The following is a 19,452-nucleotide window of genomic DNA, read 5'->3' as shown; positions in this document are numbered from 1 at the left end:
TCTGCCGCGATGATGGGGCCTGAACGTCCCGGAATCGATCATCATGAATCTTGCACACAAACTGGCACAAGAACGGCGTGCGCGTCTGGCGGCCGAGCGTATGCTGGCCCTGAAACAGGCCGAGCTTTCGGCGGCCAACCGGAAACTGGGCCAGCACGCCATGGCGTTGACCAAACGTATTGGTGAAACACAGGCCGAAGTTGAAACCGTTCGGGATGAGAATGAGAAGGTCAAATCCGACCTGACCGTCGCCCATGCCAAGATCGAGGTTGCCGAACGCCGTCTATGGCATTCGATCCAAACCATTCAGGATGGGTTTGCCTTTTTCGACGGAGATGGTCGGCTGATCGGGGCCAACACCGCGTATCTGAGCGCTTTTGACGGGCTGGATGAAGTTGCACCCGGGATAATCTACACCCGTATTCTGGAATTGTTGACGACCGAAGGCATCGTCGACATTGGCGATGAATCCGCCGATGAATGGTGCGCCAGAATGCAGGCGCGCTGGAACCGTGCCAACCCGCCACCAATTGTGCTGCAACTGTGGAACGGGCAGTACATCCGTCTGATCGATCAGCGGGGCAATGGTGGTGACGTGGTCAGCCTTGCTCTCAACATAACCGCCTCGGTCCGGCATGAGACCGAGTTGAGAACGGCGCGTGAACGGGCCGAAGCGGCCAACCGTGCGAAGTCTGCGTTTCTGGCCAACATGAGCCACGAAATCCGCACGCCGATGAATGGTATCGTCGGGATGAGCGAGTTGCTGGGCGAAACCCCGCTGGATGAAGAGCAGCAGCTTTATGTCAATACTATCCGTAATTCGGGCGAGGCCCTGCTTGTCATCATCAATGACGTGCTGGATTACTCAAAGATCGAAGCTGACAAACTTGTTCTGCACCCCGAACACTTCGATCTGGAACGCTGCATTCTGGAGGTCGCAATGTTGTTGCAGCCCAGCGTGCGGGACAAGGGCCTGACGCTGCTGGTGGACTATGACCTGTTCTTGCCCACGCTGTTTGTCGGTGATCCCGGTCGGATACGGCAGGTCCTGACCAATTTGGTTGGCAACGCAGTCAAATTCACGTCCGAAGGGCATGTTCTGATCCGGGTCACCGGTGTGCCCCACCCTGACACACAGACCTGCGATATTCATGTTGCCATCGAAGATACGGGCATCGGTGTCGAGGCCGAAAAAATTAGCCATATCTTCGGCGAGTTCAATCAAGTGGAAGACGATCGCAATCGTCAGTTCGAAGGCACCGGGTTGGGTCTCGCCATCACCAAGCGCTTGATTTCCATGATGGAGGGCGCGGTTTGGGTTGAAAGCGAATTGGGTAAAGGATCATGTTTCGGTTTTCGCATCTCCCTGCCCACGGCCGAAGGTCCGCAGCCCGAACCGCCGAACCTGGCGGACTGCGTCAAACATGTGATGGTGGTCGAGGATCTAGCTGTAAACCGGGCTATTCTGTCGAAACAGCTTGGCCGATTGGGTGCTGAAGTGACCGTCTGCGCATCTGGGGGAGAGGCGCTGGCAAAGATGAACGATCAAGTTGAACTTGTGTTGTGTGATCATGATCTGCCGGACATGGACGGGTTGGACCTTGCAACTTCGCTCAAGGATCGGGGCTGGGGGGATCTGTCGGTTATTGTGATGTCCACAAATCCCGGCCTGATCCACACTCACCCGGCACGCGACCTGATCGAAGGGGTTCTACAGAAACCCATCCCCCGATCTGAACTGTATGGCAGGCTGATGGTGCTCAAGGACCATTCCCAAAGCCCTTCCCAGCTTATGAAGCTAGAATCAGTCTCAAATAAGGGTGAATTTACAACAACCAAAGCCCGACGCATGAGAATCCTCGCGGCAGAAGACAATCGCACCAACCAACTGATCCTAAAATAGATGGTCAAGGATCTGAACATCGAGCTGAGATTTGCATCTCATGGGTTTGAGGCTGTTGATATCTATCAGGACTTCCAACCCGACTTGATTTTCATGGATATCTCAATGCCAAAAATGGACGGCAAACAGGCCACCGCTGAAATCCGTCGGCTAGAGGTTGAAACCGGCCGTCATGTACCCGTCGTTGCCCTGACCGCCCACGCAATGGCCGGAGATGATGAGGGGATATTATCTGCGGGGCTCGATCATTACTTGACCAAGCCACTGCACAAAAACCTCATTCACCAGATAATCCTGCAACATCAACCCGATGATGTCAGCCAGGTCGTGCCTCTTGAAGCCGATAAACATGTTGCACCCGGCGGTGACAGCAAGCGGGGTCCTGCTTCATCTGGCTAGAAATATCCCGGGGTGCGCGAGGGGCAGGCCCCTCTCTTCCTTCCTTGGCCGCAAGCGCAACCAAATTTACCAATGAAACTCAGACCGTGTAGGGTCTCACAAAGACCGGTTTGTCCGCCTCAGAAAGGTCAGCGCGATATGCGTACCCACCTGTGTCGAATTCCAGAAGTGCCTTGGGATCGGTCAGGCGGTGCTGGATGATATACCGCGCCATCGCACCGCGGGCTTTTTTGGCAAAGAAGCTGACGATCTTCGGGGTGCCGTTTTTGTCTTCCATGAAGACCGGCGTGACGACCCGAAGTTTTAGGGCTTTTGGGTCAACCGCGCCAAAATACTCCTGGCTGGCGCAGTTTATCAGAACATCACTGTCAATTTCAGAGCCTTGGGTATTCAGCGCTTTGCTGAGTTGGTCGCCCCAATATTCATAAAGGCTCTTGCCGCGCCGGGTTTTCAGTTTGCTGCCCATCTCCAGCCGATAAGGCTGAATCGCATCCAGCGGTCGCAGCACGCCGTACAGCCCTGACAGAATGCGCAAATGGTCCTGGGCCCACGCCAGTTCGTCAGTGTCAAGTGAACTGGCCTCAAGTCCCTGATAGGTGTCACCCGCAAAAGCAAGCGCCGCGGGGCGCGTGGCCTCGGCCTCGGGCGCGTCCGTAAAGGCGCGATAGCGGTCGCGGTTCAGGCGTGCGAGATCGTCGCTCAGGTCCATCAGCTTTTTCAGATCGCCAAGCGTCAGGTTCCGTGCGGTCTTCGATAGCCGGATCGCGTCATCCTGAAAGTCGGGTTGTGTGACCGCGACATTCCGTTCTGCCCAGTCCAGCCGCTTGGCCGGGGAAATCACTACCAGCATATCCGCCCTCTTTCCTTGCCTGATTTGGCGTATCTAGCCCGCCTCACGCAGCACGTCCAGAAAGGCAGCGCCAAACCTTTCGTGACGTCGATCGCCCAGCACCGTCTCGATCCCGCGAGAGTCATCGGGCCGCATCTGCGCCACCTTTGCCAATTGCGAAGCCGAGCAGGTCAGTGGCTTGTCGATCCCATCGGCGCCGCGCGATAACTGAGACTGCACTTCGAGCAAACGGTCATAAATCTCGCCCTGATCCCGCCCGGCCAGTTTGCGCCGGGCCGGGTGAACGGCCTCAACCGCTCCTGCGATGACTTCAAGGAAAGTGTCACCATAGCGTTCCAGCTTTTTGGCACCGACTCCACCAATCCGTGCCACATCGTCCAGTGTCATAGGTCGTTTTTCAGCCATTTCGATCAAAGTGCGGTCAGTGAAGATGACATAGGCTGGAACGCGCGCAGATTCCGCCAAAGCACGGCGTTTGGCCTTGAGCGCCGACAGCAGCGGCGCGTCTTCCTCGGACACCATGGCTTTCACTGCTGGTCGACGCGTTGCCTTGCGCAGGGTGTCTTTGCGCAGGTTGATCTTCGCCTTCCCCTTCAGAATCGGTTTGGCTGACTCGGTCATGCGCAACGCGCCATGACGCTCGGGGTCGGGACGGACCAAGTCATGCCCCATCATTTGTCGAAAGATCGCCTGCCACTGCGGGCGCGACCATTCTTTGCCGATGCCCCAGGTGGACAGATCATCGTGACGACGTGCGCGGGTTTTATCGGTCTCATTCCCCTGAAGAATGTCGATCAAATGGCCGCTTCCGAACCACTCCTCAGTGCGAAGGATCGCGGATAGGGCCATGCGAACCGGTGTTGTGCCATCAAAAACTTCGGGCGGCGTATCGCATAGGTCGCATTTGCCACAGGGCACGGCCTGTTCGCCAAAATAGCCCAGCAAGGTCTGGCGGCGACATTCCAGCGCCTCGGCCAAGCCAAGCAAAGCGTTCAGCCTTGCATGATCGGCCATGCGGCGCTCGGGAGGAGCCAGCCCTTCGTCTATCTGCGACCGCCGCAGGCGGATATCGTCGGGGCCGAACAAGGTGAGCGTTTCGGCGGGGCCGCCATCGCGCCCTGCGCGCCCGATTTCCTGATAATAGGCTTCGATGGATTTGGGCAAGTCCGCATGGGCTACCCAGCGGATATCGGGTTTGTCGATGCCCATGCCAAAGGCCACGGTGGCTACGACAATCAGACCGTCCTCGCGTGCGAAACGGGTCTCGACGATGCGACGATCCTCGGGGTCCATCCCACCGTGGTAATGGCAAGCAGTGTGGCCTTCGGCGCGCAGGGCCTGGGCCAGGACTTCGGTCTTGTTGCGGGTGCCGCAATAGACGATGCCGGGTTGCCCTTTGCGTGCGGCTGCAAAATCGAGGATCTGTTTACGCGGCCCGTCCTTGGCGGCAAACGCCAGATGGATATTGGGCCGGTCGAACCCACGCAGAAACTTGCGCGGCTCGATATCGTCAAACAGTTTCTCGACAATCTCGTCCTGGGTTTCCGCATCCGCTGTGGCGGTGAAGGCGGCGAGAGGGACGTTCAGTGCCCGACGCAACTCGCCGATCCGCAGGTAATCGGGGCGGAAATCGTGGCCCCATTGGCTGACGCAATGCGCCTCGTCCACGGCAATCAGGCTTACATTGATCCGGCGCAACATGCCCAGCGCCGACCCGGCAGCCAGACGTTCAGGCGCCATATAAAGCAGCTTGAGCCGCCCGGCTTCCAAAGCTTCCCACACCGCGTCAGTCTCTTCGGGTGTGTTGCCCGAGGTCAGCGCCCCGGCCTCAACCCCGGCCTCCTGCAGTCCACGCACCTGATCGCGCATCAAGGCGATCAGCGGTGAAATCACCACCGTCACACCGTCGCGCAGCAAGGCAGGCAACTGGAAGCATAGGGATTTCCCGCCCCCAGTGGGCATGATGGCCAGCACGTTTTCGCCAGAGGTCACAGCATCGACAATCTCTTCCTGCCCGGGGCGGAAATCGTCGAATCCAAAGACATCTCGCAACAAGGGTGCGGAGTCGAACATCTGCGGGGTTGCCCTGTTTTAAGGTTTATCTGCTCTTAAGACAGGACAATCACATACTAAGAATCGGTGAACAAGAGGGAAGAGTTTCAGATTAAGGCCCGAAACAATTCCGGCAGGATGTACTCGCGCAGCGAAATGATGACGACCAGCACCACCAGTGGTGTCAGATCAATTCCCCCAAGATCTGGCATGATCCGTCGTATTGGTCGGTAAATGGGTTCGAGAAGCCTGTTCAGCCCGTACCAAATCTGAGCGACGAACTGCTGATTCAGATTCAGCACTTGGAAATTGATTAGCCAGCTCATGATAACGTGAATAATGACAAACCAATAGGCAATGCTCAGGATCAGCATTAACGGGCCGTAGATTGCCATCATATTCGAATACTCCAGTTACGTCTGACGAGACCTAAGCGCCACAAAGGCAAAGAGCAAGTGTCTGGCACTCAAAGCTTGCGAATTGAATTAAAGCCCCTTCTTATAAACACAACAATAACTGAGGCAGAGATGGCAGAGATTTCCAAACGCAGGCGCATCTGGGGCTGGTGGTTCTTTGACTGGGCCAGTCAGCCTTATCACACCCTGCTGGTCACGTTTGTCTTTGGCCCCTACTTTGCCGGGGTGGCAGCCGGGTATTATGCCAACAGTGGACTGGATTCCGCGGCCGCCGCCGCGCAGGCACAGACGGTCTGGGCGAACTGCCTGACGATCACGGGGCTGATCATTGCCTTTGGTGCGCCTTTGCTGGGGGCGATGGCAGATGTGTCGGGGCGACGCATTCCGTGGATCTTTGCATTTTCGGTCATGTATGCGGTCGGGTCCGGCGCGCTGTGGTACACGATGCCGGATGGTTCGAATATGTGGCTGATGCTGGCGGCCTTTGGACTGGGCTTTGTGGGCGCGGAATATGCGCTGATCTTCATCAACTCGCAGCTACCCGATCTGGGCGATGACAGCGAAGTGGGCGAGATTTCGGGTTCGGGCTTTGCATTTGGCTATTTTGGTGGGTTGATCTCACTGGCGATCATGCTGGCGCTGTTTGTTGAACAGGCGAATGGCAAGACGTTGATTGGGATGGATCCCGCCCTGGGCCTTGATGCTGCGACCCGGGAAGGCACGCGTTTTGTCGGCCCGTTTACAGCAATGTGGTTCATTCTGTTCATGGTGCCCTACTTCCTGTGGGTGCGCGAGGATGTGCCAAGTGACAAAAAGGGCAGTGTGGCTGAGGCGCTGCGGCTGCTTGCGAAATCAGTGTCTAACCTGCGTTACCGCGTCAGCCTGGCCAGTTATCTGGGCTCGTCCATGTTCTACCGCGATGCGCTGAACGGGCTTTACAGTTTTGGCGGTGTCTATGCTCGGTTGGTGCTGGAGTGGGACCTGATCAAGATCGGCATCTTCGGGATTGTCAGCGTGCTGGCGGCGGCGGCGTTTTCCTGGGTGGGCGGCAAGCTGGACAAGAAGTACGGCCCCAAACCAGTGATCATTGTTGCGATCTGGGTTCTGATTTTCGTCTGCGCCACGGTGGTGATGATGGACCGGACGCAGATTTACGGCATTCCACTGGTCGAAGGATCTAGCCTGCCAGACATTGTTTTCTTCGGCTGTGGTGTGCTGATCGGGGGTATGGGCGGAATTCTGCAATCGGCCAGTCGTTCGATGATGGTGCGTCATACTGATCCCAAGGCTCCGGTCGAAAGCTTTGGGCTTTATGGTCTGTCGGGGCGTGCAACCGCCTTTGCGGCACCCCTATTGATCGGAATTGCAACAACCGTGACTGGCAGTGCCCGTCTGGGGGTGTCACCCGTCGTTGGGTTGTTTATTCTGGGATTATTCCTGATGCGCTGGGTCAGACCGGAAGGGGATCAGAGCAGATGATTTTAAAGCGTTTTTTGATCGTTTTGGCGGCGCTTGCTTTTGCAGGCACTGCGACGGCAGAGCCTCTGGCGAAGCAGTTGTTTGGGGCGAAAAGGGTCAATTCACAACAAAAGCCAGCCGCGTTCGGCAGTTATTCGCGCGGATGCGCCGCCGGGTCCGTGCAATTGCCCGAAACCGGACCTACGTGGCAGGCCATGCGCTTGTCACGCAATCGCAATTGGGGGCACCCCGAGGCGATTGATTATGTGACAGACCTCAGCAAATTTGCGGCGAAACAGCCGGGTTGGAATGGTCTCTACGTAGGGGATATCAGCCAGCCGAGGGGCGGGCCGATGACCTCGGGCCACCGCTCGCATCAATTGGGTCTTGATATCGATATCTGGATGCTGCCGGGGGACAACATGCGCCTCAGCCGCAAGGCGCGAGAGAATATCTCGTCCATTTCGCTGCGGCGCGCGAACGGTGCTTTTGTCAATGGAAACTGGACGAAACAGCACCATGCGGTTTTGCGCGAAGCCGCAAAAGACAAGCGTGTTGCGCGCATCTTCGTGTTTCCCGGGGCAAAGGTGCAGATGTGCAAGGATGAGAAAGGAAACCGTGCCTACCTGCGCAAGATCAGACCATGGTGGGGGCATCATTACCATTTTCACGTCCGTCTGAAATGCCCCCGAGGGTCGAAAGGCTGCGTCAATCAGGATTCGCCACCTAAGGGCGATGGTTGCGCCCAGGCGCAGGAATGGGTGAACAACATCCTCAATCCGCCGCCACCTGATCCAAATGCGCCAGCCCCCAAGAAACGCCGGGAATACGTTCTGGCCGATTTGCCACAACAATGCGCTGCCGTTTTGCAATCCAACTGAGCGCTTTTCTATTTGCGGCCACGGTAGCCGTGGCGGTCGAAATCAAGCCCGCCACATATCTGCACAGCTTTGAGTGGAAAGACCCCGCAAACTGGTTTGGCGGGTATTCGGCGCTGCACGTTTGGGACGATGGTCAGCAGATTCTGGTGCTCAGTGATCGGGCCAGGATAGCCACGGCAAGAATAGAGCGGGACGGGGATCAGATCACCAGCGTTCGTGTGTTGGATCACTGGCAGGTTCTGTCCAGCCAGGGGCGCATCATGAAAGGCGGTGTTGGGGATTCCGAAGGGCTCGCGCTGGCACCAGGTGGTGGGGTCTATATCGCGTTCGAGGGGGTGCACCGGGTCGCCCGTTATTCAGAGCCGGGTGCCAAGGCACGCGTTTTACCGCGCCCCCCGGCTTTTGAAGATCTCGCTGACAACGGGTCTTTCGAAGGTCTTGCCGTTGATGCGCGCGGCTGGCTTTACACGATGCCTGAAAAAGACCGTACCGCTGACGGGGACATCCCGGTTTACCGTTGGAATGGCGATGCATGGTCGATCCCATTTGTCTTTCCACAACGCGGTGGGTTCAAGCCTGTCGGTGCTGATTTCGGCCCGGACGGGAAGTTGTATGTGCTGGAGCGTAAGCTGGGTTTTGTCGGCTTCCGCTCGCGACTGCGCCGATGGGATGTGGCGGATGACACTCCCAATGCCGAAGAAACCCTGTTCGAAACCGCAACGGGCACGCATGACAATCTCGAAGGGCTGTCAGTCTGGCGCGATGGGCAGGGCCGTTTGCGGGCCACGATGATCTCGGATGACAACTTCCTGGCCCTGCAGCGGACCGAATTGGTGGAATATATTCTGCCTGATTGACTCAGGGCCTCCAAGGGTCTAAACGCACGGCTTGCCTTGGGACGGTCCCTTGGCCAAGTCGCCGCTACCTTGTCAAAACGGGCATCTGAAAATGCAACGCGCTTACATTCCCGGCATCATTGCCATGGCCGCCATTGTTGTGGCCTCGAACTTCCTGGTCCAGTTCCTGATCCTTGACGGGCTGTTGACCTGGGGTGCTTTTACCTATCCGCTGGCCTTCCTGGTCACAGACATCATGAACCGCGTCTACGGCGTGGGTCCGGCCCGCAAGGTCGTGTTCGCCGGGTTTGTCACCGGCATCATCTGCTCGCTGATCGGCAGCCAGATCATGTTGCAGGGTGACGGCTTCACCTATGCCGCCGTACCTCTGCGGATTGCCGTGGCTTCGGGAACCGCCTTCTTGATCGCGCAACTGACCGATGTCACCATCTTTAACTCGCTGCGTGGTGGTCGCTGGTGGCGCGCGCCTCTGGTCTCGACGCTGGTTGGCTCTGCACTGGACACTGCACTGTTCTTCACCATCGCCTTCTCGGCCTCGGTTACCTTCTTCGGTGCCAATGCAGATGCTGCGATCAACTGGGCGTGGGAGCCTGTTCCCTTCATGCTGTCTGGGCCAATGGCGCCGCTGTGGGTGACATTGGCCTTTGCAGACTGGCTGGTGAAACTGTCGCTGGCCCTGATCGCGCTGATCCCGTTCAAGGTGATCGTTGCGCGGCTGACGGCGCAGCCCGCGTAAAAAGTGCTTTGAGAATGGCGCATCTTGTGCCACGCTCAGTCTCAACCGCAACAGATAGAAAAGGAGGTGATCCAGTGTCAAGAAAGAGATTGGAGAGAGGTGTCGGAACAACCGGGGGGAAAGCCTGCTAGGGCAGCCCTTGGCGGAGCGCTCGCTCCGGCTGGTCGATTGATCTAACCGACCCGACCTCCTGAACTTTCGAAGGGCCGTCCCGTAGGGGCGGCCCTTTCTGTTTCCATCCATGCCCTATAAGATCCGCCCCATGTTGCACATCACTGACGATATCATCCTGCAAGACTGGGAAATGACCGAAAGCTTTGTCCGCTCTTCTGGTCCCGGTGGGCAGAACGTCAACAAGGTTTCCACCGCTGTTGAGTTGCGATTTGAGGCTGCGCGCTCGCCCTCTTTACCCGATCCGGTCAAGAACAGGCTGAAACGGCTGGCCGGGCGACGCTGGACCAAGGATGGTGCGATCATCATCCAGTGCGAAGAAACGCGATCGCAGGCCCGTAATCGGGAAATTGCGCGTACCAGACTGGCTGAACTGATCACCCGCGCTTTGGTCAAACCCAAACGGCGGATCGCAACGAAACCCACCTATGGCTCGGTCAAACGTCGGCTTGCTGCGAAAAAGGCCCGAGGCGATGTAAAAACACTGCGGGGCAAAGTGTCCGAAGATTGATCTGGTATCTTGTCGGGGCGTTGATAGTCTGACCTTCAAAAGCTGCAGGAGGGTAACGCCATGAGACTGGATGGAAAAACCGCAATCGTAACCGGTGGCGCATCCGGGTTCGGCGCAGGGATTGTACAAAAATTTCTGGACGAAGGCGCGCGCGTGATGATTGCGGATGTCAATGGCGAAGCGGCGCTGGATCTTGCGAACTCTCTCGGTGAACGGGCGATTGGACATCAGGTCGACGTCGCAGACGGGGCTTCGGTTCAAACCATGGCTGAGGTTGCGCAGGATCAGTTCAGAGATCTCGACATTCTTGTTAACAATGCGGGCGTCACGCATTTGCCAACCCCGCTTGAGGATGTCAACGAAGAGGAATTCGACCGTGTCTTCAACGTTAATATGAAATCGGTCTACCTAACTGCGCGTGCTTTTGTCCCGGCGATGAAAGCGCGCCGGGCAGGGGCAATCCTGAATGTGGCCTCTACGGCTGGGTTGTCTCCGCGCCCCAACCTGAATTGGTACAACGCCTCCAAAGGCTGGATGATTACGGCAACCAAGACCATGGCTGTGGAACTCGCCCCGACCGGTGTGCGTGTGAACGCCATCTGCCCCGTGGCCGGAGAAACGCCGCTGCTGAAATCCTTCATGGGCGAAGACACGCCCGAGATTCGCGCCAAGTTCCTTTCGACCATCCCACTGGGCCGTTTTTCCACGCCGGAAGACATGGCAAACGCCGCTTGTTTCTTGTGCTCGGACGAGGCCAGCATGATCACCGGCACAGCACTCGAGGTCGACGGAGGCCGCTGCATCTGATCTGCTCTTCATCTTTTCAGAAATTCTCTCGCCGAAGGCAGCGCACCTATGCGCTTCCCGGCCTCAACTTCGAAGGAAAAATGACGCCTGGACCCAAAAACCTGATCACCGATATCCCTGGCCTGATGGTCGGCAACGCGCAGGACGACGCGCTGAAATCCGGCACGACCGTCTTGACGGCTCAGGCCCCGTTCGTGGCTTCGGTCCACGTGATGGGAGGGGCGCCCGGGACGCGTGAGACCGACCTTCTGGCGGCGGACAAAACGGTGACGCATGTCGATGCGATCGCATTGTCTGGCGGTTCGGCATTTGGGCTGGACGCCTGTTCCGGTGTCTCGGACGGGCTCCGTGAAAGGGGCCGGGGTTTTCCGGTCGGCGACATTAGTGTGCCCATTGTGCCGGGGGCGATCCTGTTCGATCTGCTCAACGGAGGTGATAAAAACTGGGATCAAAACCCATACCGCACCTTGGGTCGCGCCGCGTTCGAGGCTGCGTCGGATCGGTTCGATCTCGGCACTGATGGCGCAGGCACCGGCGCTTTGGCCGCCATGCAAAAGGGCGGGCTGGGCTCTGCTTCGTTTGTTCTGGAAAGTGGCATCACTGTTGGCGCGCTGGTTGCCGCCAATCCGCTGGGTAGTGTAACCACACCCGGAGATCGGCATTTCTGGGCGGCACCGTTTGAAATTGGCGACGAGTTTGGCGGTTTAGGGCCTGATCCCGCCGCTGGTCTTGGGCTTCCACAGCCCAGCCGTAAGGCCCAGGCGATGAAACCGGCAGACCCCACCAAGACAAATACGACCATCGCCGTCGTGGCAACAGATGCTGCCCTGACCAAGTCCCAATGCCAGAGGGTGGCCGTTGCCGCGCATGATGGGATCGCGCGCGCCATCGTGCCGGCTCACACACCCGGTGATGGCGATCTGGTGTTTGCAGCCAGCGTTGGTGCCCGGCCCATAGCGAACAGAGCTGAGCTTGGGGTCATCGGCAACGCAGCGTCGCTGTGTCTGGCGCGGGCGATCGCCCGGGCGGTGTATCTGGCGACACCGGCAGCGGGCGACCTTTTGCCCTGCTGGTCCGGGGTACATGACAAAAGTTAAGGACAGCCTATTTGTCGCAGTGGCACAGTAAACCCGCGCGGCAATCTGCGCGTTGACTCTTTTTTGCGCCGAAGGTCCATTCGGTGCAGCCAATTTGTATCGGAGCACAAGCTATGAATCGCATCCTCGCTACTGCAATCGTCGGCCTTTTGGCCCTGCCCGCCTATGCAGAAGGCGATGCCGAAGCCGGCAAGAAAACCTTCAACAAATGCAAGTCCTGCCACTTGATCGCCGACCCCGAAGGCGAGGTGATCGTCAAAGGCGGAAAGACCGGCCCTAACCTGTATGGCGTCGATGGCCGCACGGCTGGGACATATGAGGGCTTCAAATACGGTGACAGCATTGTCGCCGCAGGCGAGAAAGGTCTGGTTTGGGACGAAGCGACCTTTGTCGAGTACTCGCAGGATCCCAAGGCATTCCTGAAATCCTATCTGGATGACACCGCCGCCAAGTCGAAAATGACGTTCAAGCTGAAAAAAGGTGCTGAAGACGTCTATGCCTATATCGTCAGCGTTTCAGGCGAATAAGCCCTGACACAAAGTGTGACGCACAAGGACCAAAGGCCGCAGCCCCTGCGGCCTTTGGTGCGATTGATACCCGAGTAAATAGAAGCCACTTTGCTATTCAACGAGAGAATTCAAAAACTCGTCGCACAGCCAGCCCATTCAGAAGGCAGCTAAACCCAAATCAGCGCCCGGCAGACGGACTGGCAGCAGGAGAGGACAGATGGGAATCATGATCCCGGCTTGGGTTGATGGCGAATTGACCCCCGTAGACAAGCTGGAAGCGCATGAAAAAGGGCTCAAGCACAAGGCTGTGTCCGTGTTTGTTGTGCGCGGTACAGAGATTTTGTTGCAACGTCGCGCAATGGGCAAGTACCACACGCCGGGTCTGTGGGCGAATACCTGTTGCACGCATCCGGAATGGGATGAAAGCTCGTCCACTTGTGCCGTGCGGCGCCTGCGCGAAGAACTTGGAATCACCGGTCTCTATCCTGAATACCGGCACCGTCTGGAGTACCATGCGGATGTGGGCAACAACATGGTGGAGAACGAGGTTGTCGATGTCTTTCTGGCCCATGTCCGCGGCCCACTGAAAATTGAGCCTAACCCGGACGAAGTCATGGAAATTCGCTGGATCGACTATCACGACCTTCTGGCCGAAGTGACCCGCCATCCGGACCGGTTCACGCCGTGGCTCAAGATCTATCTGCACAACTATGCCGATACGATTTTTGGCCCCGATCTGATCATTTCGGCTAAATCCTGACCTTTCGGAAAAACCCTGCCTTGCAAGGACGGCTCAAGCCGCCTAAATCAACGCGTCATGGCCAAACAAAAGACAGACCCAAATTACAAGGTAATCGCCGAAAACCGGCGCGCCCGCTTCGATTATGCGATCGAAGAGGATATCGAATGCGGTATTGTTCTGGAAGGGTCCGAGGTAAAGTCCCTGCGTACCGGTGGCTCGAACATCGCCGAAAGCTATGCTTCGGTCGATGATGGCGAACTGTGGCTGATCAACTGCTACATCGCACCTTACGAACAGGCCAAAGTGTTCAAGCACGAAGAGCGTCGCCGTCGCAAGCTGCTGGTATCACGCAAGGAATTGTCCAACCTCTGGAATGCGACCCAGCGCAAAGGTATGACGCTGGTGCCGCTGGTTCTGTATTTCAACCATAAGGGCCGGGCCAAGCTGAAGATCGGGATCGCCAAAGGCAAGAAAATCCACGACAAGCGGGAAACGCAAGCCAAGCGGGATTGGTCACGGCAGAAACAGCGGCTGTTGAAAGATCACAGCTAAACGCAGGGCGAAGCGTTAATCGTCGCGTCCAGGTTCGTTTGGATTGCTTGAGAACAGCGCGATCTTGTTACCTTGGGGGTCGCGCAGGTAGCCGACATAAAAGTTGGCTCCGTAATTGGCGCGAAAGCCCGGTGGGCCCTCGTCGGACCCTCCAGCGGCAAGTGCTGCGGCATGAAGATCCCGGACTTGCTGCTGGGTTTGTGCCTCAAAAGCGACCATGGATCCGTTTCCAGCCGAAGCAGGACCCCCGTCGAAGGTCGGTTTCACGTAGAAATCGGGCAGCACCGGGGACTGGCCCGGGTCCACGGGCAAGGCAAAACTTAACCCCTCGGGCCCTTCTTCAAGTTCGAAACCCAGCGCAGGCAAAAACGCCGTGTAAAACCGTTTTGCGCGCGCCATGTCATCGACGCCAACAGTGACATAGGCAATCATGTTTCGCCTTCCTGTCCGAGCGTTTTGGAATCTCTGTCCCAAAGTTTAGGTCAGCTTCGACTTGGGCTCAATAAACGCCTTGCCTCAGAACGCCATCGCCGACTGCACCGCGCGTTGCCAGCGTTTATAAATGGCGTCGCGTTCATCCTGTGCCGTATCTGGTTCAAAGCGACGATCCAGCTGCCACGTTTCTGCAAATCCGCTCTGATCGGGATACACACCGGCCTTCATCCCGGCCAGCCACGCCGCGCCTAGCGCGGTCGTTTCCTGCATCACGGGACGATCCACCGGCGCGCCCAAGCAGTTCGACAAGCCTTGCATGGTCCAGTCAGACGCGCTCATCCCGCCATCGACGCGCAGAATGACATCGGCGTCAGCCCCCCAATCACCCTGCATGGCGTGCCAAAGATCACGTGTCTGAAAGGCAATGCTTTCCAGTGTGGCGCGTGCGATCTCGGCCCGGCCCGAGCCGCGGGTCAGCCCGAACATCGCGCCGCGGCAATCGGGTTTCCAATAGGGCGCGCCCAATCCGGTAAATGCGGGCACCAGAATGACATGTTGGTTCGGATCTGCCTGAGCGGCGAGATCGCCGCTTTGAGGGGCCGAGTCGATGATCTGCAACGCGTCGCGCAACCACTGCACGGCCGCCCCTGCGATAAAGATCGATCCTTCCAGCGCATAAGTGCGTTGACCGTCCAACTGATAGGCAATCGTAGTCAGCAGTCGGTTTTTCGATACAACCGGCTGTGCGCCCGTGTTTAGTAGCGCAAAACAGCCCGTTCCATAGGTCGATTTCATCATACCAGGTTGGAAACAGGCCTGCCCGATCGTGGCCGCTTGCTGGTCGCCTGCAACGCCCAGTATAGGAATACTTCCTCCAAGCATTGTGGTGGTGCCGAAATCCGATGCGCAATCCCGCACTTCGGGCAAGAGGTTCAGGGGCACATCAAGCAGATCGCAGATCTCGTCGCTCCATGCGCCCTTATGGATGTCGAACAGCAAGGTACGGGCGGCGTTGGTGGCATCGGTGGCATGAACGCGGCCTTCAGTCAGCCGCCAGATTAGGAAACTGTCTATCGTGCCGAACAATAGTTCTCCGGCTTCGGCCCTCTCACGCGCACCAGAGACGTTATCCAGCAACCATTTGACCTTGGTGCCCGAGAAATACGGGTCCAGCAACAAGCCGGTCTGGGCAGTGACGTCATCCTCGCACCCTGCTTGTTTGAAGCGGGCACAGATGTCGGCGGTGCGGCGGTCCTGCCAGACGATGGCGTTGTGGATGGCTTTGCCGGTTTGTTTGTCCCAGACGACCGTAGTTTCTCGCTGGTTGGTGATGCCGATACCGGCGATTTGATCGACTGAAACGCCGGTGGTTTCAATCACTTCGCGGCACACGTGCATTACGCTGGACCAGATATCCTCGAGGTCATGTTCAACCCAGCCTTCCTGCGGGAAGTGCTGGGGGAACTCTTGCTGTGCGGTGCCTACAGGCTGCATGTGCGCATCAAACAGAATGGCGCGCGAGGATGTCGTGCCCTGATCGATTGCCAGAATATAGGTCATGTCCGCTCTCCCCCGGTCTTGTTTGACGGGACTTTAGCGCGAACAACGGCGCAGGGGCCAGAGCAGAAATCAGACCGGATTGACCGGGATATTGTCGATCAATCGAACCCCATCGGCCCAGGCGGTAACGAACAAACGGGCGGGCTTGCTGGCTTTGGACAGGTTTTCCAAAGTCTCGGCACAGCGAAGATCAATATATTCGATTTCGGAAAACCCTGCTTGCAATAAGTTTTCCTTCGCCTCCTGCGCCAGCGGGGCAAAGCCTTTTCCCGCAGCCAGACCGTCAGCCACGTGTTGCATGACATCGTTCAATCGTTCTGCAACTCTCAACCCATCGGGGGAAAGCAGAAGGTTGCGAGACGACATCGCCAGGCCCGAAGGTTCGCGCACGGTTGAGCAGCCTATCACCTCGATTGGGATGTCCAAATCGCGGGCCATGCGGCGGACCACCAACAGCTGTTGATAATCTTTTTCCCCGAAATAGGCTCGATCTGCTTGGGTTTGCAGAAACAGTTTGGCGACAACGGTGGCGACCCCCTCGAAATGTCCCGGACGGAAGGGGCCTTCCATCATGTCCGTCAGGCCAGCAACCGAAACCGTGGTCGAAAAACCATCAGGATAAACTTCCTGCGGGTCCGGCACATAGATCGCGTCCACCCCATCGGGGGCCAGTTTCTTGGCGTCCTCATGTTCGGTGCGGGGGTAATTGGCCAGATCTTCGGGGTTGTTGAACTGCTTGGGGTTCACAAAGATGGTCACGATGACCCGGTCGCAACCTTCTTTCGCGGCCTGTGCCAGTGACAAATGTCCTTCGTGCAGCGCACCCATGGTCGGAACAACGCCGATAGTCTCTCCGTTCCTGTGCCATTCGTTGGTTTTGGTGCGCAACTCGGCCAGAGAACGCAAAATCGGTGCAGTCATGCCTTAGGTCCTTTGGTCGGAGTCTGGTCGGCAAAGACATGTTCGTCTGCCGGGAAGGTCCGTGTGCGCACTTCGGCGGCGTATTCTGCAATGGCTGCTTCGGCCAACGGGCCCAGCTCGGCATAGCGTTTGACGAATTTGGGTTTGAAGGCGGTGAAAAAGCCGACCATGTCGTCCACGACCAGAATCTGCCCGTCACAGCCTGCAGAAGCACCGATGCCGATGGTCGGGATCGCGATCTCTTCGGTGATCTGGTCAGCCAGACCTTGCGGAACTTTCTCCAGAACAACTGAAAACGCACCAGCCGTGGCCACGGCGCGGGCATCTGCCAAGACAGTTTCTGCCTGATCGTCACGGCCCTGCACCTTGTAACCGCCCAGAGTGTTGATTGATTGCGGGGTCAGACCGATATGGGCCATCACCGGGATGCCGCGCTTGACCAGAAAGCGGATGGTTTCGGCCATTTCAACGCCACCTTCCAGCTTCACAGCCCCGGCGCCGGTTTCCGCCATAAGCCGCGCCGCGTTGCGGAAAGCATCGGCAGGAGAATGCTCGTAGCTGCCAAAGGGCATGTCGATGACCATCATTGCCCTATCCAGACCACGCGACACCGCCTGACCGTGCAGGATCATCATCTCCATCGTGACGCCAAGCGTGGATTCAAGCCCGTGCAGCACCATGCCAACACTGTCGCCCACCAGAACAAAGTCGCAGTGCGCATCCATCAGGCGCGCCATAGGCGTGGTGTAGGCGGTCAGCGAGACCAGAGGCACGCCGCCTTTTCGGGCGCGAATATCCTCGGCGTTCAGGGCTTTCTTGCGGGCGGTTGCGCTCATGGGTCGCTCCTGCAGGTATTATGTTGCAGTGCGGCATAGCAGATCGGAAGGGGTCGAAGAAACCCCGGTTGCGCGAACATTCCCTTGATTGACCTCAGGTTTACAGGAAGACTGTCAGTAAAACGACCCTGAAAACAAGGGCACAACCAGTTTCAGTAGGGAGAGTTCACATGACAAAATTCATGTTCCGGACATTTGCATCGACCCTGGCCGTGGGGGCCAGTCTGCTTGCCACGCAAGCTCTGGCCAAGTCCGACATCACCATCGCGATGCAGCTTGAACCCCCGCATCTGGACCCCACCAGTGCTGCTGCGCAGGCCATCGACTCGGTGGTTTACACCAATATCTTCGAAGGTCTTACCCGCTTTATGGGCGACGGCTCGGTCGTGCCCGGCCTGGCTGAAAGCTGGGAGATTTCTGAAGATGGTACGGTGTATACCTTCAAGCTGCGTGATGGTGTGACGTTCCATGACGGCACAACCATGGATGCCGAGGACGTCAAGTTCACGCTTGGCCGAGCTACCGCCGAAGACAGCGCGAACGCACAGAAGGCGCTGTTTGCCGGGATCGAAAGTGTCGAAGTGTTAGACCCGCTGACCGTCAAAGTCACTCTGTCAGAACCGAATGGTAATTTTCCGTTCAATCTGGCCTGGGGGGATGCGGTCATCGTTGCGCCCGACAGTATCGAAAACATCAAGACCAACCCGATCGGCACCGGGGCCTTCTCCTTTGACAACTGGGTTCAGGGGGACAGCATCACTTTGAACCGAAACCCCAATTATTGGGGCGATCAGCCCGCGTTAGAGACTGCGACTTTCAAGTTCATCTCGGATCCGACCGCCGCTTTTGCCGCCATGATGGCCGAGGATGTGGACGTATTTGATAACTTCCCCGCGCCGGAAAACCTGCCGCAGTTCGATGCAGATCCACGTTTTCAGGTTCTGGTCGGTACAACTGAAGGGGAAACGATCCTGTCCACCAACAACAAACAGTCTCCGTTTGACGATATCCTTGTCCGGCAGGCCGTGGCTCATGCCATCGACCGACAAGCGATTATTGACGGGGCAATGTTTGGCTATGGCACGCCGATTGGCACTCATTTCGCGCCGCACCATCCGGCTTATGTCGATCTGACCGGCGAATCCGCCTATGACCCTGAACAGGCCAAGGCGTTGCTGGCCGAGGCGGGGTTTGAAAACGGGTTTGAAACCACACTTCACCTGCCGCCGCCTTCATACGCCCGTCGGGGAGGTGAGATTGTTGCCGCGCAACTGGCCGAGGTCGGCATCACGGCCGAGATCATCAATGTCGAATGGGCGCAATGGCTGGAATCGGTGTTCAGGGGCAAGGATTTTGGTCTGACGATTGTCAGCCATACCGAACCCATGGACATCGGAATTTATGCCCGGCCCGACTATTACTTCCAATATGAAAGCACTGATTTTCAGGCGCTGATGGATACTCTTAACGCCACCACCGACCCCGATGAACGCAGCCGCTTGTTGGGTGAGGCGCAGCGTCTGATCTCAACCGACTACGTGAACGGCTATCTGTTCCAATTGGCCAAGCTGGGCGTCGCAAAGGCCGGTGTGCACGGATTGTGGGCAAACGCCCCCACAGCGGCAATCGACCTGACCCAGATCAGCTGGTCTGAATAATGTCTATACCGGGGTAGTCTGATGCGGCCCCGGCCCCACGCTCTTTTCGGATGTCTGTTGTTATGTTCTTTTCTCGTGTTTTGTGTTTTCTTTTCTTGGGC

Annotated in this window: 18 protein-coding genes and 1 pseudogene; 12 read left to right on the top strand and 7 right to left on the bottom strand. The window is 57.5% G+C overall.

Annotated features, from left to right (window positions below; genetic code table 11):
- Positions 1-43 precede the first annotated feature (43 nt).
- Positions 44-2,302 (top strand): annotated as a pseudogene (locus AC2FLD_RS16330) (response regulator).
- 79 nt (positions 2,303-2,381) lie between these two features.
- Here AC2FLD_RS16330 and yaaA read toward each other — a convergent pair.
- The 3 genes from yaaA to AC2FLD_RS16315 form a co-directional block, all read right to left on the bottom strand.
- Entirely contained in the window at positions 2,382-3,152 is a 771-nt protein-coding gene (gene yaaA, locus AC2FLD_RS16325) for a peroxide stress protein YaaA (protein WP_496670386.1), read from the bottom strand.
- 33 nt (positions 3,153-3,185) lie between these two features.
- Positions 3,186-5,225, bottom strand: a complete 2,040-nt coding sequence (gene recQ / locus AC2FLD_RS16320; protein ID WP_496670389.1) for a DNA helicase RecQ — start codon at positions 5,223-5,225, stop codon at positions 3,186-3,188.
- An 86-nt stretch (positions 5,226-5,311) separates the two neighbouring features.
- A complete protein-coding gene (locus AC2FLD_RS16315) occupies positions 5,312-5,602 on the bottom strand; it encodes a YggT family protein (protein WP_496670392.1) in 291 nt (96 codons plus the stop codon).
- 129 nt (positions 5,603-5,731) lie between these two features.
- Here AC2FLD_RS16315 and AC2FLD_RS16310 point away from each other — a divergent pair, with 129 nt between their 5' ends.
- The 10 genes from AC2FLD_RS16310 to smpB all read left to right on the top strand — a co-directional run bounded on the left by AC2FLD_RS16310 (position 5,732) and on the right by smpB (position 13,941).
- On the top strand, positions 5,732-7,099 hold the full coding sequence (locus AC2FLD_RS16310; protein WP_496670395.1) for an MFS transporter: 1,368 nt from the start codon (positions 5,732-5,734) through the stop codon (positions 7,097-7,099).
- Positions 7,096-7,959 carry a penicillin-insensitive murein endopeptidase gene (gene mepA / locus AC2FLD_RS16305; RefSeq protein ID WP_050605151.1) on the top strand — a complete coding sequence of 288 codons (864 nt, stop codon included), beginning with the start codon at positions 7,096-7,098 and terminating at the stop codon, positions 7,957-7,959. The genes AC2FLD_RS16310 and mepA overlap by 4 nt, the downstream gene beginning before the upstream one ends.
- Positions 7,932-8,816: an esterase-like activity of phytase family protein gene (locus AC2FLD_RS16300; protein WP_496670398.1), complete on the top strand. Its 885-nt coding sequence runs from the start codon at positions 7,932-7,934 to the stop codon at positions 8,814-8,816. The genes mepA and AC2FLD_RS16300 overlap by 28 nt, the downstream gene beginning before the upstream one ends.
- Before the next feature lie 91 nt (positions 8,817-8,907).
- On the top strand, positions 8,908-9,552 hold the full coding sequence (locus AC2FLD_RS16295; protein WP_050605149.1) for a queuosine precursor transporter: 645 nt from the start codon (positions 8,908-8,910) through the stop codon (positions 9,550-9,552).
- 262 nt (positions 9,553-9,814) lie between these two features.
- On the top strand, positions 9,815-10,234 hold the full coding sequence (arfB, locus tag AC2FLD_RS16290; protein ID WP_496670401.1) for an alternative ribosome rescue aminoacyl-tRNA hydrolase ArfB: 420 nt from the start codon (positions 9,815-9,817) through the stop codon (positions 10,232-10,234).
- A gap of 60 nt (positions 10,235-10,294) precedes the next feature.
- On the top strand, positions 10,295-11,041 hold the full coding sequence (locus AC2FLD_RS16285; protein ID WP_496670403.1) for an SDR family oxidoreductase: 747 nt from the start codon (positions 10,295-10,297) through the stop codon (positions 11,039-11,041).
- 80 nt (positions 11,042-11,121) lie between these two features.
- Positions 11,122-12,138 carry a P1 family peptidase gene (locus tag AC2FLD_RS16280; protein ID WP_496670406.1) on the top strand — a complete coding sequence of 339 codons (1,017 nt, stop codon included), beginning with the start codon at positions 11,122-11,124 and terminating at the stop codon, positions 12,136-12,138.
- A 113-nt stretch (positions 12,139-12,251) separates the two neighbouring features.
- The gene (locus AC2FLD_RS16275; RefSeq protein WP_050605146.1) at positions 12,252-12,665 is read left to right on the top strand and encodes a c-type cytochrome; all 414 of its coding nucleotides are present in this window, start codon (positions 12,252-12,254) and stop codon (positions 12,663-12,665) included.
- Between the two features lie 199 nt (positions 12,666-12,864).
- Positions 12,865-13,407 (top strand): isopentenyl-diphosphate Delta-isomerase, encoded by a 543-nt coding sequence (gene idi / locus AC2FLD_RS16270; protein WP_050605145.1) that lies wholly within the window; start codon positions 12,865-12,867, stop codon positions 13,405-13,407.
- Positions 13,408-13,464: 57 nt separating this feature from the next.
- Positions 13,465-13,941 carry an SsrA-binding protein SmpB gene (gene smpB / locus AC2FLD_RS16265; protein ID WP_050605144.1) on the top strand — a complete coding sequence of 159 codons (477 nt, stop codon included), beginning with the start codon at positions 13,465-13,467 and terminating at the stop codon, positions 13,939-13,941.
- 15 nt (positions 13,942-13,956) lie between these two features.
- On the opposite strand, the gene AC2FLD_RS16260 is transcribed toward smpB, so the two are convergent.
- The 4 genes from AC2FLD_RS16260 to panB form a co-directional block, all read right to left on the bottom strand.
- Positions 13,957-14,373, bottom strand: coding sequence for a VOC family protein (locus tag AC2FLD_RS16260; protein WP_496670409.1), 417 nt, complete (start codon positions 14,371-14,373; stop codon positions 13,957-13,959).
- A gap of 84 nt (positions 14,374-14,457) precedes the next feature.
- Positions 14,458-15,936, bottom strand: a complete 1,479-nt coding sequence (gene glpK / locus AC2FLD_RS16255; RefSeq protein ID WP_496670412.1) for a glycerol kinase GlpK — start codon at positions 15,934-15,936, stop codon at positions 14,458-14,460.
- Between the two features lie 69 nt (positions 15,937-16,005).
- Entirely contained in the window at positions 16,006-16,857 is an 852-nt protein-coding gene (panC, locus tag AC2FLD_RS16250) for a pantoate--beta-alanine ligase (protein ID WP_496670415.1), read from the bottom strand.
- A complete protein-coding gene (panB, locus tag AC2FLD_RS16245; protein WP_496670418.1) occupies positions 16,854-17,693 on the bottom strand; it encodes a 3-methyl-2-oxobutanoate hydroxymethyltransferase in 840 nt (279 codons plus the stop codon). Before panB ends, panC begins: the two co-directional genes overlap by 4 nt.
- A 170-nt stretch (positions 17,694-17,863) precedes the next feature.
- Here panB and AC2FLD_RS16240 point away from each other — a divergent pair, with 170 nt between their 5' ends.
- Positions 17,864-19,351, top strand: coding sequence for an ABC transporter substrate-binding protein (locus AC2FLD_RS16240; RefSeq protein ID WP_496670425.1), 1,488 nt, complete (start codon positions 17,864-17,866; stop codon positions 19,349-19,351).
- Positions 19,352-19,452 lie beyond the last annotated feature (101 nt).

It is taken from the genome of Ruegeria sp. CDSA021 (genome assembly GCF_059612325.1).
Note: the sequence above shows the minus strand (reverse complement) of the source record. Positions and strands in the feature narration are given on the sequence as shown.